The sequence below is a fragment of the Acidovorax sp. KNOB132 genome, assembly GCF_057541515.1.
In genome coordinates this window covers 53,018-70,525 of sequence record NZ_BAAJYT010000005.1, presented here as the reverse complement: position 1 = coordinate 70,525, position 17,508 = coordinate 53,018, and the positions used below count along the sequence as shown (strand labels likewise).

Below are 17,508 nucleotides of genomic sequence, written 5' to 3'. Positions count from 1 at the left end.
CAGCAGGCCCACGGCCTCGCCGCGGCGCAGCGCCTTGATCATCTGGCGCACGCCCGTCAGCGCCGTGGGCACCGCGCGGATGCGCCGGGTCGGTTGCGCGCGGTGGCCATCACGCCGGCCAGCCAGGGCTGGCGCGCGGGGCGGTACAGGATGGTGATGGGTCCGCGCTCGGCGCCAGCGCTGGGCCGCGGCCTGCACCGACAGCTCGAAGCAGCCCAGGTGCGGCGTGAGAAAGACGATGCCCTTGCCCGCTTCCCAGGCCCGCTCCACCGCGGCGGCGTTCTCGATGCGGCACGGCGTCTGCTCGCGCAGCCACAGGCGGGGCAGTTCGGCCGCCATGCGGCCGGCGTGGCCCACGGCCGCACGCACCTGTCCGAACGAATAGCCGGCCCGCGCCGCGTTCTCGCGAAAGCGCCGCCGGTAGGTGGGCGAGAGGCAGAAAACCAGCCAGCCCGCGGCCGCGCCGAGGGCATGGGCGAGCCAGAGCGGAAGCCGGGAAAGGAAACGGAAAAGGGTTGGCATTAAAATGGCGCGGTCGCTGAGTTAAATGAGCAACTTGCAGGGCGACGTAAAACAAATCTGCTAAAGCGTTCGCCAAAGCTCCCAAGGCTGAGGGCAACGCCCAAAATGCCGGAACACAGGAGTTTATTCAAATGGCGAACGATTTCCTTTTCACCTCCGAATCCGTCTCGGAAGGCCACCCCGACAAGGTCGCCGACCAGATTTCCGACGCGATTCTGGACGCGATCTTCAAGCAGGACCCCCGCAGCCGCGTGGCGGCCGAGACCCTCACCAACACCGGGCTGGTGGTGCTGGCGGGCGAGATCACCACCAACGCGCACGTGGACTACATCCAGATCGCGCGCGACACCATCAAGCGCATCGGCTACGACAATACCGACTACGGCATCGATTACAAGGGCTGCGCGGTGCTGGTGGCCTACGACAAGCAGAGCAACGACATCGCCCAGGGCGTGGACCAGGCGAGCGACGACCACCTGAACACCGGCGCCGGCGACCAGGGCCTGATGTTCGGCTACGCCTGCGACGAGACGCCCGAGCTGATGCCCGCGCCCATCTACTACGCCCACCGCCTGGTCGAGCGCCAGGCCCAGCTGCGCAAGGACGGGCGCCTGCCCTTCCTGCGGCCCGACGCCAAGAGCCAGGTCACGATGCGCTACGTGGACGGCAAGCCCCACAGCATCGACACCGTGGTGCTCTCCACCCAGCACCACCCCGACCAGAGCGAGACCTCCACCAAGATGAAGGCCAGCTTCACCGAGGCCATCATCGAGGAGATCATCAAGCCCGTGCTGCCCAGCGAGTGGCTCCAGGACACCAAGTACCTGATCAACCCCACCGGCCGATTCGTCATCGGCGGCCCGCAAGGCGATTGCGGCCTGACCGGCCGCAAGATCATCGTGGACACCTACGGCGGTGCCTGCCCCCACGGCGGCGGCGCGTTCAGCGGCAAGGACCCGACGAAGGTGGACCGCTCGGCCGCCTACGCCGCGCGCTACGTGGCCAAGAACATCGTCGCCGCGGGCCTGGCGCGCCAGTGCCAGATCCAGGTGGCCTATGCCATCGGCGTGGCCCGCCCCATGAACGTGACGGTGTACACCGAAGGCACGGGCGTGATCCCGGACGACCAGATCGCCAAGCTGGTGCAGGAGCACTTCGACCTGCGCCCCAAGGGCATCATCCAGATGCTCGACCTGCTGCGCCCCATCTACGAAAAGACCGCCGCCTACGGCCACTTCGGCCGCGAAGAGCCCGAGTTCACCTGGGAAAAGACCGACAAGGCCGCGGCACTGCGGGCGGCTGCGGGACGATAAGCCCGCCCCGCGATCCGCGTGAACGGGCGGGAAGCCCGCCGCGCGGGCAGCGCGGTCCGGTCGTGCGCAGGCCCATGTGCGAAGCGATGTGAGCCTGCGGGTAGCGCAACAGCGGTAACACGGCAACTGCTTCGGATGCGCGCACCGACCTCGCGCGCAGCCCCGTATGGTCCCGGCATCCCGGAGTCTGACCATGCAGATCACACCGCAATTCCACAAACCGCCCCGCGCGACCGCGGCTGCGGAGCCTTACGCGCCGCAAGAAGCCGTGCGCTACGAACCGAGCCTTGACGGGACTTCGATACCGGCTTTCGAAAAATCGGGCCGGGGCAAGCAGCTCATGACGCAGTACCGGGCAGGCATCGGCAAACTGAAAACCTTTCTCGAAGAACATCCCTCCTCCAGATCCCAGCAGTCCATCAAGGCGCTGGACATCTTCAAAAGCCGGGTGGAGGGTGGCATGGCAGGCCACTATTCCACCCAGATATCGCGCCTCTACGGCGAAGGCAAGGCCTCGTTGGACACCCTGTGCACGGCCGTGGCGGACCACACGATCCCGCTTTCCAGACGCATGGAAATCATCGAGAACCTGGCGTCAGGACTGCTGGTCTGCTCCGACGGCACCACGACCAACCTGATCATGGCCGCCCAGGACCTGAACTTGACCCAAGGCCTGCACACCCACGCCAAAAGGGTGTGGGAGGACATGCTGGACCAGGCGCTGCGCGACTTCAGCCAGTCCAAGCACAAAGGACTCGAACACTACGAGGTCAGCGAAATCCATTTCGTCAACGGTTACCGCAATTTCCTGGCGGATCAGTTCGGTGTCACGGAGCGCAGCGACAGCTTCGTCGATGTGCGCACCGTCAGCGCCCACGTGCAGGAGGCCGCGGCGTTTGTGCAAGCCCGCGTGAACCCGGTCGAGCTGGTTCGGCAACTCGCCGAGGAATGCCTGAGCGAGGTGAAGGAGCGTTTCAGGCCCCACCTGGGCCGCCCGCTGACGGAGGAAACGGCGGGCCAGTTGCACAAGGCGTACGGCGAATCCATGGAGGCCGGATTGCAAGGGCGGTTCGGCAAGATTCCCGCCTGGGTCGTGATCTCGGAACACGAGCCCACCGGCGATGAAGACGCGCCCTATTCCGTTCTCGAGCATCCCGCACTGCTGATGCGCGTCATCGCAAAGAACCTGAAGGAACAGGGGCTGCTCGACAAAGAGAAGTTCGAGGTCGTCGATACCGTATTGACGGACGAGGGCAACCGCCGGATCAAGCGCATTGCCGACGGAGATTTCTACGTGAAGGAGATGGACAAGGCCGGCGGGGTCGGCTACCGCGGCATGCGGCTGTCCGACCTTTCTCCTGCCGTGGAGTGGCCGTCCGCGCTGCTCATGAGCGCCCTCACTGCGACCCAGGACCCCGAGGAGCTGCGCAGCCTCGATCCCGCCAAAGTCTGGAACATGGTCCGCAACGGCACCTCGGCGACGAGCACCCAATGGCAGGCCGCCCTGATGCATCCGGCATTGAAGCGCTACCGGGAGGCCTCCGCGGAAGCGGAATTTTTCCTGCTGAACCAGGCTGCGGAGGAAGTGGACAAGCTCCCGGAGCAAGAACGACCCCAAGCGGTGGCGCAAAGCCTCATGGCCGGCGACCTGGCGCTGGCCAGCTTGCTGGTCGTGTTGCCCATGCCATCGTCATGGAAAGGCCAGAATCAAAACACCCTGCTCCACCACGCCGTCGCTGCGGGAGCCGATTCGGTCGTGACCCTGCTTGCGTCCGCTGCGGCACTGCAAGCGGTCAATGCCCGGGGGGACACACCCCTGATGCACGCAGCGCGCTATGGCCAAACCACCATGGTCCACAAGCTGCTGGGCGCGAGTGCTTCGATCGATACCCGCAACAAGAATGGAGAAACAGCCCTGTACCTTGCAGCCCAGGCGGGCGACGTGGCCTCCGTGGGCATCCTGGTGCAGGCGTCCCTCAAGGACCCCAAGAACCGCGGCATGCTGGACCAGAAATCCAGTACCGGCAGAACGCCGCTCATGGTGGCCGCCGCCGCTGGCAACGAGGTCCTCGTGCAAATGCTGCACCGCGCCGGCGCCCAGGTGGGCGTGACGAGCAGCGACGGCAGGACGGCACTGCACGAGGCGGCCCGCCAGGGCCGCATGGGGGTTGCACGGCTGCTGCTGAAGGCAGGCGCCAAGCCCAATGCCTATACCGGGATGTCGCACGGCGGCGTGACGCCGCTGATGGAGGCCCTCGACAACGGCCACTACGAAATGGCCACCATGCTGGTGAGCCGCAGCCATTTGAACCAGCGCGACTGGCGTGGGGAATGCGCACTCATGCGGGCCGTGGGGCAACAGAATGCCCGTGCGGCAAGGCTGCTGATCGATGCCAAGGCGAACGTTGATCGCGACACTCGGGACGGAACCACGCCGCTGATGCGAGCGGCGGAAAGCGGCAACGTCGCGATCATGTCCCTGCTGCTGAAAGCGGGCGCGCAGGCCGATCGCAGAACCGAGCTTCGGTATTCCGCCATTTTCGCGGCCGCGAAGAATGGTCACGCACCCGCTGTGGAACGGCTTTTGGATGCGAAAGTGAATTCGACATCGACCGATCTGGACGGTCTGACGCCCTTCATGCTCGCGGCCCGCAATGGGCATGCCGAGGTCATGGAGACCTTGCTGAAGAAAGAAGCCGCCGGCGACGTGCACGCCACCAAGTTCTATGGGGAAAACGCCACCATGCTGGCGGCGTCGAACGGCCACGCCGAAGTGATCGCGCTGCTGCTGCGCCACGGTCTTGCGGGCAACCTGGAACGCTGGTCCGGCGAATCCTCCGAGACGGCTCTGACCCAGGCAGCGGCCAACGGACATGCGGACGTGGTGAAACTGCTGTTGGACGCGGGCGCGCACGGCAGCCTGGCGCGAGCCGAACGATTGGCGAAATCGAAGGGCCACCCCAAGGTATTGCATCTGCTGGTCGAAGCCCGGAACGCCAATAAAAAAGCCAGCCAGTCGGCCCCCGGCACGAGCAAAAGCACAAGCGCCTGAGCCGCGAACGGCCGCCACGTGCCGCGGGTCATCCATCGCCACTACGGCCAATTGCGGTCATGGCTTGACCTGCGCAGTGGCTGAACGGGTGCGACGGGCGGAAGAAGCCCTTGCCCTCCCCGCGCCGTCTGCCGCTTTGCCCGCGCACCTTTCCTACAGCCGCAGCCCCGCTCTGCTGACGCCCGTGACGCGGCAGCGCTGAAATGATCGCTCCATACCTCATCCCACCGGAGTCCTCACCATGCTGAAATACGCCATCGTCTTCGCCATCATCTCTCTCATCGCTGGCGCGCTGGGGTTCACCGGGGTCGCTGCGGGCGCTGCCGGCATCGCGAAGATCCTGTTCTTCATCTTCCTGGTGATCGCCGTGGTCTTCGTCGTGCTGGCCGTGCTGGGCATCGGCGCGGCACGCAAGGCGCTCAAGTGAAGGGGCCGCACGCATGAACATCTTCGAAGCCCTGCGCGAAAGCCACGAGCGGCAGCGCGACATGGTCCGCCAGGTGGAGGCCACCAGCGGCGACACCCCGGAGCGGCACGAGCGGTTCATCGAGCTCAAGCGAGAACTGGCGGCCCATGAGCTGGCCGAAGACCGCCACTTCTACCGGCCGCTCATGGAGCACGATGCCGGCATCGACCTGTCGCGCCACGCCATCGCAGAGCACCATGCCCTGGACGAACTGGTCGAAGACCTGGAGGCCGCCGACCCCGGCAGCTCCGCCTGGCTGGCGGTGGCCAAAAAACTGGGCGAGAAGGTGCGGCACCATCTGGAGGAAGAGGAACACCGGTTCTTCCAGATGGCCGGCAAGCTGCTCACCGAAAAGCAGAAGACCGAACTGGCGAAGCAGTACCTGCAAACCTACGACGAAGCCAAGGCGGTCGCCGCCTGAGATGCGTCTTGCTCCGTTCCCCCCAAGCCCCGAAAGGGGCTTTTTTCTGTTCAGAGCGCGCGGGACGACAGCGCCAGGGCCTTTCGGAACGCGGGGCGCAGGCGGTACATCTGCGCGGGCCGGTGGGCGCCGCCCTGCACCAGGCCGGGCACGGGTTCGAGCATGTCCAGCTCGTCCATCTTGCGGCGAAAGCTCACCTTGTTGAGCGGCTCGCCCAGCACCGCCTCGTACACCGCCTGCAGCTGCGGCAGGGTGAATGCGTCGCCGCACAGGTGCACGGGCAGCGAGGAATACAGGCTCTTGCTGCGCACGCGCGCCAGCGCCGCATCCACCATGGCGCGGTGGTCGAACGGCAGGGGCGGCAAGTCGTCGACCGGCACCAGCTTCAGGCCCTGCCGGGGCGGGATGCCCTGGAGCGCCTCGCCAGGCACCAGCGCGCAGTAGGCCACCGCCAGCGACCAGCCCCGCGGGTCGCGCGCCAGGCCCGAGAACGTGGCGAGCTGCTCCAGGTAAGGGCTTTGCAGGCCGGCCTTCTCGCGCAGCACGCGCGCGGCGCTGGCCTGGGCATCGGCATCGTCCTGCGCATGGATGTAGCCCCCCGGCAAAGCCCACGCGCCGGCATAGGGGGCCTTATCGCGGCGCACGAGCAGCGCGTGGAGGGCGCCGCCCTGCAGCGTGAGCAGCACGGTATCCACGGTGCAGATGACGGTGGGCGAAGCGGCGGAGGACATCGAGGGGATGGTTATGTGCAGGATTGGACGAACGAGCCTACCACTCCCGGAATGCCGATGCCACCCATCCAGTCCCGTCGACCGGCTTTTCATTTCCTGACAATGCCTTTCGGCCCACTTAGTTGCAAACTCAAACTAACAGGAATAGACTGCACCCATTGCCCCGAGGACCTTGCACCATGACCCGATCCATGAACCGCCCCTTGACGACCCAGCTGCTGGTGATCGACCCCCAGAACGATTTCTGCGACCTGCCCACCGAGTGGCAGCCGGCGCACCCGCTCACCGGCCAGTCCATCGCCCCCGCCTTGCCCGTGCCCGGCGCCCATGCCGACATGCAGCGCCTGGCCGCCTTCATCCGGCGCCATGGCCCGGCGCTGGAGGCGATCACCGTCACGCTCGACTCGCACCAGCGCCACGACGTGGCGCACCCCCCGTTCTGGCGCCAGGGCGATGGCGGCGAGGTCGCCCCGTTCACGACCATCACCGCGGCGCAGGTGCGCGCCGGCGCGTTCGCCCCGCGCGATGCCGCAGCCCTGCCCCGCGTGCTGGCCTACCTGGACGCGCTGGAGGCGCAAGGGCGCTACACGCTGATGGTGTGGCCGGTGCACTGCGAGATCGGCAGCTGGGGCCACGGCGTGCATGCCGACGTGCTGGCCGCCTGCGGCGCGTGGCAGGCACAGCGCCAGCGCGCGGTGCACCCCGTGTTCAAGGGCACCAACCCCTGGACCGAGCACTACAGCGCCATCGAGGCGGAGGTGCCCGATGCCGACGACCCCGCCACCTTGCTCAACACCCGGCTGCTCCACGCGCTGGGGACGGCGGACCGCCTCGTCATTGCGGGCGAGGCCGGCAGCCACTGCGTGCGCGCCACCACCGAGCACATCGTGCAGCACCTGCCCCGGCTGCAGCCGGGCTGGCGGGCGGACCGCCTCGTGCTGCTGACCGACTGCATGGCGCCCGTGGCCGGTTTCGGGGCGCAGCAGCAGGACTTTCTGGACGCCCTGCAGGCCCAGGGAGCGCAACTGGCGCGCAGCGATGAAATCAGCCTCTAGCGCATGTTCGCTCCCGGCATCCACTCCTAAAAACATAGCAATCGCCATGCAACCCGTCATCACCAGCCTGCTCGATACCGACCTCTACAAATTCACGATGTGGCAGGCGCTGCTGCACAGCCACCCGCAGACGCAGGCCGAGTACCGCTTCGTCTGCCGCAACCGGCCGGCCTATCCGCTGGCCGAGCTGCTCGGCGAAGTGAACGCGGCGCTGGACGCGCTGTGCACGCTGCGGTTTTCCCCCGGTGAGCTGGACTACCTGGCCGGCCTGCGCTTCATCAAAAGCGACTTCGTGGACTTTCTGCGCCTGTTCCAGTTCCAGCGCGCGTTCATCGAGGCACGGGCCGAGGGCGGCGACCTGCACATCGTGGCGCGCGGCCCGCAGGTGCATGTGATGGGGTTCGAGATCTTCGTGCTGGCGATCGTGAACGAGCTGTATTTCCGCCGCTTCGACCCGGCCGCGGCGCTGGCCGAAGGACGCCGCCGGCTGGCGGACAAGATCGCGCACGTGCAGGCGCTCTCGGGCGAGCCCGAGCGCACGCACCCGTTCGAGATGTTCGACTTCGGGCTGCGCCGGCGCTACAGCGGCGCTTGGCAGCGCGAGGTGGTGCAAGCCTTCGCACAGCAGGCGCCGCAGTGGTTCAAGGGCACCTCCAACGTGATGCTGGCGCGCGACCTGAACCTGGTGCCCATCGGCACCATGGCGCACGAGTATTTGCAGACCTACCAGGCCCTGGGCGTACGGCTGCGCGACTTTCAAAAAGCGGCGCTGGAGGACTGGGTGCAGGAGTACCGGGGCGACCTCGGGATCGCGCTGACCGATACGGTGGGCATGGACGCCTTCCTGGCCGACTTCGACCTGTACTTCGCCAAGCTGTTCGACGGCCTGCGCCACGATTCGGGCGACCCGGTGGCCTGGGGCGAGAAGGCGCTGGCGCACTACGCCCGCCTGCGCATCGACGCGCACACCAAGCGGCTCGTGTTCTCGGACGGGCTGAACGTGGACAAGGCGCTGTCGCTGCACCGCCATTTCAGCGACCGGGTACAACTGGGCTTCGGCATCGGCACGCAGCTCACCAACGACATGGGCGTGGCGCCGCTCAACATCGTGATGAAGATCACCCACGCCAACGGCCAGCCGGTGGCCAAGCTCTCGGACAGCCCGGGCAAGACGCTGTGCGACGACGAAACCTACCTGGCCTACCTGCGGCAGGTGTTCAACGTGCCACCGCCATGAGGCGCCGCGGCACGCCGCCGCCCCGCCACCGAACCATCGCCGCTTGAAGAAGAAAGACAGAAAGGAAAGACCCCATGCTCCGCATCACCCTGGCCCAACTCAACCTCACCGTGGGCGACATCGAAGGCAACGTCGAGCGCATGATCGCCGCCGCGCGGGAGGCCGCGGCCGCGCAGTCCGACCTCGTGGTGTTCTCCGAGTTGTCGCTGTGCGGCTACTACCCGGGCGACCTGCTGGAGGAGCCCGCCTTTCTCGAACGCCTGGACGCGGGCCTGGCGCGGCTGTGCGAGGCATCGGCCGGCCTGCCTGCGCTGCACTGGGTGGTCGGCATGCCGGTGCGCACGCCGGGGCCGGGCAAGCGGCTGCTGAATGCGCTGCGGGTGCTGCGGGCGGGCGAGGTGCGGCTGTCGTATGCCAAGCAGCTGCTGCCCACCTACAACGTCTTCGACGAGCGCCGCCATTTCGAGCCCGGCCCGGACGTGGCCAAGGTGCTGCGCATCGGCACCTCGCAGGTGGGGTTCATCGTGTGCGAGGACGGCTGGAACGACAGCGGCGGCGACTACCAGACCAACCCCTTCCAGCGCATGGCCGATGCCGCGCCCGACCTGGTGGTGAGCATCAACGCCAGCCCCAGCCACATCGGCAAGCGCGAACTGCGCCATCAGGTGTTCGGCGATGCGGCGCGGCGGCACGGCCTGCCCATCGTCTACGTGAACCAGGTCGGCGGACACGACCAGCTGGTCTATGACGGCGCTTCCTTCGCGGTCGAGCCCGAGGACGGTGTGGTCTTCGAATCGCGCCGCTTCGAGGAGGACGTGTCCACCGTGCAGCTGCTGGACAACGGCCACTTCGCCCGGCTGGACGGCACCGACCTGCCGCCCGTGCCGCGCGAGGGCCTGCCCACCATGGCGTTCTACCGCCAGCAGATCGTGCTGGGCCTGCGGGACTACGCACGCCGCTGCGGGTTCACCCAGGCGGTGGTGGGCAGCTCGGGCGGCATCGACAGCGCGCTCACGCTGGCGCTGGCGGCCGAAGCGCTGGGGCCGCAGAACGTGGTTGGCATCACCATGCCCTCGCGGTTTTCGTCCAGCGGCTCGGTGGACGATTCGGTGCAGCTGTGCCGCAACCTGGGCGTGGTGCTGCACACCCATCCCATCGCGGACCTGGTGGCGGGCTTTTCCGCGCAGTTCGAGACGAGCTTCGGGCAGCCGCTGCGCGGCCTGCCGCTGGAGAACGTGCAGGCGCGCATCCGCGGCACGACGCTGATGGAGTTTTCCAACGCCTTCGGCCACCTGCTGCTCACCACCGGCAACAAGTCGGAAATCTCGGTGGGCTACTGCACGCTGTACGGCGACACCAACGGCGGCCTGGGCCTGCTGGGCGACCTGTACAAGACCGAGGTGTTCGAGCTGTCGCGCCACGTGAACGAGAACGCGGGGCGCGAGATCATTCCCCAGGCCATTATCGACAAGCCGCCCTCGGCCGAGCTCGCTCCCGGCCAGAAGGACGACGACAGCCTGCCGCCCTACCCCGTGCTGGACGAGATCCTCAAGCTGCTCATCGAAGGCGAGGGTCTGTCGCGCGCCGAGTACGCCAACGCGCAGGACTTCGCACGCCAGCTGCAGGCCAGCGCGGACGGCCGGGCCCTGGCGCACCGCGTGCGCATGCTGGTGGCGCGCAGCGAATACAAGCGGCGCCAGGCCCCGCCCATCGTGCGTGTGCGGGCCAAGGCCTTCGGCACCGGGCGGCAGATGCCGATTGCGGCGCGGTATGTGTGAGGCGGTGGCCTGCGCCACAGAGAGTTTTGCATCAAAAATGCCCCCAGCGCAATCATTACTAAGGCATATAGCTATTATTTTTATAGCAATCCCATGAATCCGGCCGCGCGGTGACCCATGTGGAGCGGTCGGTGCATTCGCAGCGCCCGCCGCCCGCCCCGGCCCGCCCGGCTACATTCCCAGCAGCCCCGACGGCGCCGCTCACGGCGCGGGGCGCCCAACCGGAACACACATGTACGACACCGCCATCTACATCGGCCGCTTCGAGCCCGTCCACAACGGCCATCTGGCCCTTTTGCAGCGCGCGCTGGACAGCGCCCACACCGTGATCGTGGTCATGGGCTCGGCCTGGCAGGCCCGATCGCCCAAGAACCCGTTCACCTGGGCCGAGCGCGAAGCCATGCTGCGCAATGCCCTGCCCGAGGCCGATCGGGCCCGGCTGACCGTGCTGCCCGTGCGCGATCACTACAACGAGGCCCTGTGGGTGGCGGCGGTGCTGCGCGCCGTGTCCACGCACGTGCTGCCCGATGCGCGCATCGGCCTGGTCGGCCATTTCAAGGACGCGACCAGCAGCTACCTGGACGCCTTCCCCGGCTGGTCGCTGATCCCCATGGACCGGCAGGGCACCATCGATGCCACCGCCATCCGCGACGCGTATTTCGGCGCGGCGCCGCAGGGCGTGCTGACGGCGCTCGGCCCCCTGGCCGACCAGATGCCGGCCAGCACGCTCGAATTTTTGGACGTGTTCGCCCGGCAGCCGCACTACGCGGCGCTGCAGGAAGAATGGCGCGTGCTGCGCAGCTACCGCGAATCGTGGGCGCAGGCGCCGTACCCGCCGGTGTTCGTGACGGTGGACGCGGTGCTTCGCTGCCAGGACCACGTGCTCGTCATCCGCCGCGCGCACGCCCCGGGCAAGGGCCAGCTGGCCATGCCGGGCGGCTTCATCGAGCAGCGCGAGACGCTGTGGCAGTCGTGCCTGCGCGAGCTGGCCGAAGAGACGCACTGCGACGTGCCCGACGCCACCCTGCGCCGCGCACTGCGCGCCACGGCCGTCTTCGACCACCCCGACCGCAGCCAGCGCGGGCGCACCATCACGCACGCCCACTACTTCGACCTGGGCGATGTGCCGTTCCCTGCGGTGCAGGCCGATGACGACGCCATGCAGGTGCAGTGGATACCGGTCGCGGACCTGGCGGCCATGGAAGAGGCCTTCTTCGAGGACCATTTCCACATGCTGGACCACTTCTTGAACCTGACCGGCGCGCACAGCGCCGGTTAGGGGCTGGCCGCCCGCCCCCAGCGGGCGCGGACGACCACCTCGAAGCCGGCAGCCGTCCGGCAGCCGTTACTGGCTCAACTGGGCCGCGGTGGCGGCGTCGAGCCGGCCGGTGATGGGCAGGCCGCGCTCCTTCTGGAAGGCACGCAGGGCGGCCGCCGTCTTGGCGCCCATCGCGCCATCGGGCGTGCCGGTGTCATGCCCCAGGGCGTTCAGCTTGGCCTGCGCATCGCGCAGCGACAGGCCACCGGTGGCCGACGACACGGGCTGCGCGCGCGGCGCCGAGGTCTGCGACGGCGCGGCGCCGCCATCCACCCCCAGGCGACCGCCGCCGCCCAGGCCCTGGCCCTTGACCGACTGGGCCTTGTAGCTGCGCAGCGAACGCACCATCTGGTTGAAGGCGTCCATGAAGGCCGCGGCGATCACCTTGCCTTCGGCCGTGTTGCTGTAGCCGCCCAGGCGCGCGCCGCCCGAGCCGCCGAACAGCTGGCCCACGGCGCCGAAATCGGTCTTGGAGGCGCTGCCTTCCGAGGCAGCGACCTGCACGCCGGAGCGGTGGTCGATGAGGGTGAGCAATGCGCTCGCCTCCTTGGTGTTCAAGCTGCCGCCCAGCGCTGCCAGCAAGCCGCCCGCGCGTCCGCCCACCAGGCCGCCTAGCGATGCGGAGGCCCCGCCGGCGTTGTCGTTGTTGAACACGATTTCCGGGGACAGGCCGTAGTCGGAGGCGACCATCTGGCCCTTGCCGAAGTTGCTGCCGCCGCGCATTTCGCCCGACTGCATGATGGCGCGCTCGCGGTCCATGGCCGTCATGCCGGCCGCGCCGCGCTCGATCACGACGAAGCAGTTGGACTGCTGCACCAGCAGGCGCAGCAGGTTGGCCGTGGGCGGCAGGCGGTATTCGTTGCGCAGGATGGTGTACCAGCCGGCCTGCTGGTTCTCGATCAGCGAGACGGTGCCCAGTGGCGATTCGCAGCGTTCGAGCTGGCTGCTGGCGCCTTCGGTGGCACCGCCGGCCGCGCTGCCCGTGGCCACGGTCTTGGCATCGGGGCTGCCCATGCGCATGTTGGTGGTCTCGCAGCCGGCCAGGGCCAGCGCGGCCACCACGGTGGCGGCCACGAGGGTCGCGCGGGCGGGGGTGGAAGGAAAGCAGGCGGAGGCAGCGCGCCCAGCGGGCTGGTTCGGTGTCGTCATGGAAGGCATGGCTTCAAGCAAAGCGTTGAACGTTATGCGCTGCGGGGGCCTGCCACAACCCCACCGGGGGAGGGTTGCTGTAACACGGCGGCAGGCCGCCGCCCCAGCCACGCACCATTCAGGTGCCGGCGCGTTCCAGCATGGCATGCAGCAGCACGTTGCAGCCAGCGGTGATGTGCCCGGGTTGGGCGTCTTCGATCTCGTTGTGGCTGATGCCGTCCTTGCACGGAATGAAGACCATGCCCGCAGGTGCCAGGCGCGCCATGTAGACCGCATCGTGCCCCGCGCCCGACACGGCTGGCATGTGGCTGTAGCCCAGGCTGGCGGCCGCCCGGCCCACCGCGTCCACGCAGTCGGGGTGGAACACCTGCGCGGGGTAGCTGGACACCAAGTCGATCTGGATCGGCAGGCCGGTTTCGGCGCTAAGGCGGGCGGCCACGTCGCGGATGTCCCGGTCCATGCTTTCGCAATCGGCGTCGGTGGCGTTGCGCAGGTCGATGCTGAACTTGACCTGGCCGGGGATCACGTTGCGACTGTTGGGGTGCACCTGCACCATGCCCACCGTGCCGCGACCGTGCGGCGGGTGGCGGTGCGCGCAGGCCACCACCTCCTGCATGAGGCGCGTGGCAACCTGCAGCGCATCCTTGCGCAGGGCCATGGGCGTGGGGCCGGCATGGGCCTCCATGCCGGTCACGGTGCAGTCGTACCAGCGGATGCCGAGCACGCCCGTCACGACGCCGATGGTCTTGCCGTGGTCCTCCAGCACCGGGCCCTGCTCGATGTGGGTCTCGAAATACGCACCGATGGGGTGGTCGCCGGGTACCTGATCGCCCACGTAGCCGATGCGCTCGAGCTCGCCCTTCACCGTCTTGCCTTCGGTATCGGTGGCGGCGTAGGCATGCTCCAGGGTGAAGGCCTTGGCGAACACGCCCGAGCCCATCATCACGGGCACGAAGCGGCTGCCTTCCTCGTTGGTCCAGAAGGCCACCTCGATCGGCGCCTCGGTCTCGATGCCGTGGTCGTTCAGCGTGCGCACCACCTCGATGCCGGCCAGCACGCCGTAGTTGCCGTCGAACTTGCCGCCCGTGGGCTGGGTGTCGATGTGGCTGCCGGTCATGATGGGCGGAAGGTTGTTATTGCGCCCCGGGCGGCGCATGAAGCCGTTGCCGATCTGGTCGATGGTGACGGTCATGCCGGCCTCGCGCGCCCAGCGGGTGACGAGGTCGCGGCCCTGCTTGTCCAGGTCGGTGAGGGTGAGGCGGCAGACGCCGCCCTTGGGCGTGGCGCCGATCTGCGCCAGCTCCATGAGCGAATCCCACAAGCGCTCGCCGTTGACGCGCAGGTGGCTGATGTCGGTTCGGGTGGTCGTGTCCATGGTGTTCTCCGGATGCGTGGGCGGCCGTCAGCGGGCGACCGCGGTAGGGGCGAGGTCCTGCGCGCGCTTTTGCACGGCCTGGAACTGGGGGCCGAACGCGGGGCGCTTGATGTAGCGGCCCCGGCCCGGCTCGGCGCGCAGGTCGCCGTTGGCGAACACCACGCGCCCCTGGCTGATGGTGTGGCTGGGAATGCCGCGCACGGTGCGGCCCTCGAAGATGTTGAAGTCGCCCTTGCTGTGCTGCGTCTTCGCGGAAAACGTCTTCGTGCCTTGCGGATCCCAGAGCACCAGGTCGGCATCGGCCCCGGTACCGACGAAGCCTTTGCGCGGGTAGATGTTGAAGAGTTTGGCCGCGTTGGTGGAGGTGATCGCGACGAACTCCGAGGGCGTGAGCCGCCCGGTGTTCACGCCGCCGTCCCAGATGGCGGCCATGCGCTCTTCCACGCCGCCGGTGCCGTTGGGGATCTTGGCGAAGTTGTCGCGGCCCATGGCTTTCTGCGCAGCGCAGAAGGTGCAGTGGTCGGTGGCCGTGGTGTGCAACTGGCCCGATTGCAGGCCGCGCCACAGCGCCTCCTGGTGGCCGCCCGAGCGGGGGCGGAACGGCGGGCTCATCACGTGGGCGGCGGCGGTGGCGAAGTCCGGGTCGCGGTACACGCTGTCGTCGATCAGCAGGTGGCCGGCCAGCACTTCGCCGAACACGCGCTGGCCCCGGGCGCGGGCGCGGGCGATGGCCTCGGCCGCCTCGGCGCAGCTCACATGCACCACGTAGATGGGCACGCCCAGCACGTCGGCGATGGCGATGGCGCGGTTGGCCGCCTCGGCCTCCACCATGGGCGGGCGGGCCAGCGGATGGCCCTCGGGACCGGTGATGCCCATCTTGGCCACCTCCTGCTGCAGCAGGTAGACGAGTTCGCCGTTCTCGGCGTGCACGGTGGGCATGGCGCCCAGCTCCAGCGCGCGCCGGAAGCTGTTCACCAGCGTTTCGTCGTCGCACATGATGGCGTTCTTGTAGGCCATGAAGTGCTTGAAGCTGTTGACGCCCTCTTCCTGCACCAGCGTGCCCATGTCGGCCCGCACCTGCTCGCTCCACCAGGTGACGGCCACGTGAAAGCCATAGTCGGCCGCCGATTTCTCGGCCCAGCCGCGCCACTTGCGGTAGGCCTCCATCATCGGCTCCTGCGGATCGGGGATCACGAAGTCGATGATGCTGGTGGTCCCACCCGCCAGGCCCGCCGCCGTGCCGGTGAAGAAATCGTCCATGGTGACGGTGCCCATGAAGGGCAGCTGCATGTGCGTGTGCGGATCGATGCCGCCCGGCAGCACGTACTGGCCGCTCGCGTCCAGCGTCTCGGCACCGGCAGGCGCCTCGCCCGCCACATCGGGGCCCACGGCGGCGATGCGGCCGTCCACGCACAGCACGTCGGCGTGCTCTTCGCGGTCGGCATGCACCACGGTGCCGCCGCGGATCAGCACGGCGTTGGAAGGGGTCGGGCTCATGGCAGGTCTCCTGAAGGATGAAGGGGTGGTCGCCGTGCTCAGGCGCGGCGCAGCGGAGTGGGTGCCGGGCGTGCCTGGCCGGCCATGCCGAGGCGGTACACCACGGCGGCAATGGCCAGGCCGATGAACCAGGCATAGGCATAGATCTGCTTGAACACCTCGCCCACACCGGGGAAGGTGGCCGGGAACGCCGCGTTCAGAAAGCCGGGAACGTTGGGCGCCACGCCCAGCACGAAGGCCACCACGGCCACCGCATTCCAGCCGCCGCGGTAGCGGTAGGCGCCGCGCTCCTCGTACAGCGCGGCCACGTCCAGCTCGGTGCGACGCACCAGGTAGTAGTCCACCATCAGGATGCCGGCCACCGGCCCCAGCAGCGCCGAGTAGCCGATGAGCCAGGTGAAGATGTAGCCCTGTGTCGATTCGAGGATCTTCCACGGCATCATCGCGATGGCGATGCCCACGGTGATGTAGCCGCCCACCCGATAGCTGATGCGCGACGGGCTCAGCGCGGAGAAGTCGTACGCCGGTCCCACGAGGTTGGCAGCGAGGTTCACGCTGACGGTGTCGATCAGCAGGATGATGAGCGCGATCAGCACGGCCGCGCCCGTCATGCGGCTGGCCAGGTCCACCGGGTCCCACAGCGCCTTGCCATAGATGACCACCGTGGCCGAGGTCACGAACACCGCCAGCGCGGCCAGCAGGCCCATGGGCACGGGCAGGCCGATGGCCTGGCCTACCACCTGATCGCGCTGCGACCGGGCAAACCGCGTGAAGTCGGGAATGTTGAGCGCCAGCGTGGCCCAGAAGCCCACCATGGCGGTCAGCGACGGCCAGAACACGGCGCTGAACTGCCCCGCCTTCTTGCCGCCGGGCGCGAACTGCGAGGGCTGGTCCAGGATGGGCCCGAAACCGCCCGCTTTGTCATACGCCCACCACAGCAGCAGAAAGCAGATGACGATCTTGATCGGCGCCGTCCACGTTTCGAGCTTGCGGATGGACTCGATGCCGTGCACCACGAAATAGAACTGGATGGCCCAGAACACCAGGAAGCACACCAGCTGGCCCAGGTTGATGCCCAGCCCCGCGATCTTGTCGCCCTCCAGGGGATGCCCGAGGAGCACGCCGGCCAGCGTGTAGATCATCATTCCGCCAAACCAGGTCTGGATGCCGTACCAGCCGCAGGCCACCAGTGCGCGCAACAGCGCCGGCAGCTTGGCGCCGCGCGTGCCGAACGACGCGCGCGCCAGCACCGCATAGGGAATGCCGTACTTGGCCCCTGCGTGGCCGATGAGCAGCATGGGCACCAGCACGATCAGGTTGCCCAGGAACACCGTGCCCACCGCCTGTCCCCACGACATGCCGCTGTCGATCAGGCTGGCGGCCAGCGTGTAGGCGGGGATGCACATCACCATGCCCACCCACAGGGCCGCGAAGTGGTACCAGCGCCAGGTGCGCTGGTGCGGCTGGGTGGGCGCCAGGTCGTCGTTCCACAGTTCGTTGCTGGCACCGGGGGCATGCAGGGTCTTCATGGGGCGGTCTCCGAGACGTTGCAGACAGGCTGGCAGGCGGAAGGCGGGCGCGAAGGTGCGCACCA

The 17,508-nt window shown here is 68.1% G+C and carries 13 protein-coding genes and 1 pseudogene; 8 read left to right on the top strand and 6 right to left on the bottom strand.

From position 1 onward, the window contains the following. Positions 1–522 (bottom strand): annotated as a pseudogene (locus AC27IO_RS01960) (LpxL/LpxP family acyltransferase); the annotation flags it as partial. A gap of 131 nt (positions 523–653) precedes the next feature. On the opposite strand from AC27IO_RS01960, the gene metK reads away from it, so the two are divergent. The 4 genes from metK (at position 654) to AC27IO_RS01940 (ending at position 5,774) form a co-directional block, all read left to right on the top strand. Continuing rightward, positions 654–1,835, top strand: coding sequence for a methionine adenosyltransferase (metK, locus tag AC27IO_RS01955; protein ID WP_284396627.1), 1,182 nt, complete (start codon positions 654–656; stop codon positions 1,833–1,835). A gap of 193 nt (positions 1,836–2,028) precedes the next feature. Then, complete coding sequence (locus tag AC27IO_RS01950) at positions 2,029–4,887, top strand: ankyrin repeat domain-containing protein (RefSeq protein WP_498736987.1); 2,859 nt, start codon at positions 2,029–2,031, stop codon at positions 4,885–4,887. A 241-nt stretch (positions 4,888–5,128) separates the two neighbouring features. Next, entirely contained in the window at positions 5,129–5,314 is a 186-nt protein-coding gene (locus tag AC27IO_RS01945) for a DUF1328 family protein (RefSeq protein ID WP_272567532.1), read from the top strand. A 13-nt stretch (positions 5,315–5,327) separates the two neighbouring features. Further along, positions 5,328–5,774 carry a hemerythrin domain-containing protein gene (locus AC27IO_RS01940; RefSeq protein ID WP_284429897.1) on the top strand — a complete coding sequence of 149 codons (447 nt, stop codon included), beginning with the start codon at positions 5,328–5,330 and terminating at the stop codon, positions 5,772–5,774. Between the two features lie 50 nt (positions 5,775–5,824). On the opposite strand, the gene AC27IO_RS01935 is transcribed toward AC27IO_RS01940, so the two are convergent. Next, positions 5,825–6,505: an NUDIX hydrolase gene (locus AC27IO_RS01935; RefSeq protein WP_498736984.1), complete on the bottom strand. Its 681-nt coding sequence runs from the start codon at positions 6,503–6,505 to the stop codon at positions 5,825–5,827. A gap of 179 nt (positions 6,506–6,684) precedes the next feature. Between AC27IO_RS01935 and AC27IO_RS01930 the strand changes: the two genes are divergently transcribed. The 4 genes from AC27IO_RS01930 (at position 6,685) to AC27IO_RS01915 (ending at position 11,854) form a co-directional block, all read left to right on the top strand. Beyond that, positions 6,685–7,560 (top strand): cysteine hydrolase family protein, encoded by an 876-nt coding sequence (locus tag AC27IO_RS01930; protein ID WP_498736982.1) that lies wholly within the window; start codon positions 6,685–6,687, stop codon positions 7,558–7,560. Positions 7,561–7,606: 46 nt separating this feature from the next. Next, positions 7,607–8,797 carry a nicotinate phosphoribosyltransferase gene (gene pncB / locus AC27IO_RS01925; RefSeq protein WP_284425972.1) on the top strand — a complete coding sequence of 397 codons (1,191 nt, stop codon included), beginning with the start codon at positions 7,607–7,609 and terminating at the stop codon, positions 8,795–8,797. 74 nt (positions 8,798–8,871) lie between these two features. Then, on the top strand, positions 8,872–10,575 hold the full coding sequence (locus AC27IO_RS01920; RefSeq protein ID WP_498736979.1) for an NAD+ synthase: 1,704 nt from the start codon (positions 8,872–8,874) through the stop codon (positions 10,573–10,575). Positions 10,576–10,807: 232 nt separating this feature from the next. Further along, positions 10,808–11,854 (top strand): bifunctional nicotinamide-nucleotide adenylyltransferase/Nudix hydroxylase, encoded by a 1,047-nt coding sequence (locus AC27IO_RS01915; protein ID WP_498736977.1) that lies wholly within the window; start codon positions 10,808–10,810, stop codon positions 11,852–11,854. A 66-nt stretch (positions 11,855–11,920) separates the two neighbouring features. Here AC27IO_RS01915 and AC27IO_RS01910 read toward each other — a convergent pair whose 3' ends face one another. The 4 genes from AC27IO_RS01910 to AC27IO_RS01895 form a co-directional block, all read right to left on the bottom strand. Continuing rightward, complete coding sequence (locus tag AC27IO_RS01910; RefSeq protein ID WP_317352677.1) at positions 11,921–13,042, bottom strand: peptidoglycan-binding protein; 1,122 nt, start codon at positions 13,040–13,042, stop codon at positions 11,921–11,923. Positions 13,043–13,160: 118 nt separating this feature from the next. Next, positions 13,161–14,417 (bottom strand): Zn-dependent hydrolase, encoded by a 1,257-nt coding sequence (locus tag AC27IO_RS01905; protein WP_498736975.1) that lies wholly within the window; start codon positions 14,415–14,417, stop codon positions 13,161–13,163. Positions 14,418–14,444: 27 nt separating this feature from the next. Further along, a complete protein-coding gene (gene hydA, locus AC27IO_RS01900) occupies positions 14,445–15,914 on the bottom strand; it encodes a dihydropyrimidinase (protein ID WP_498736974.1) in 1,470 nt (489 codons plus the stop codon). Positions 15,915–15,952: 38 nt separating this feature from the next. Then, positions 15,953–17,443, bottom strand: a complete 1,491-nt coding sequence (locus tag AC27IO_RS01895; protein ID WP_487089228.1) for an NCS1 family nucleobase:cation symporter-1 — start codon at positions 17,441–17,443, stop codon at positions 15,953–15,955. Between the last annotated feature and the right edge of the window lie 65 nt (positions 17,444–17,508).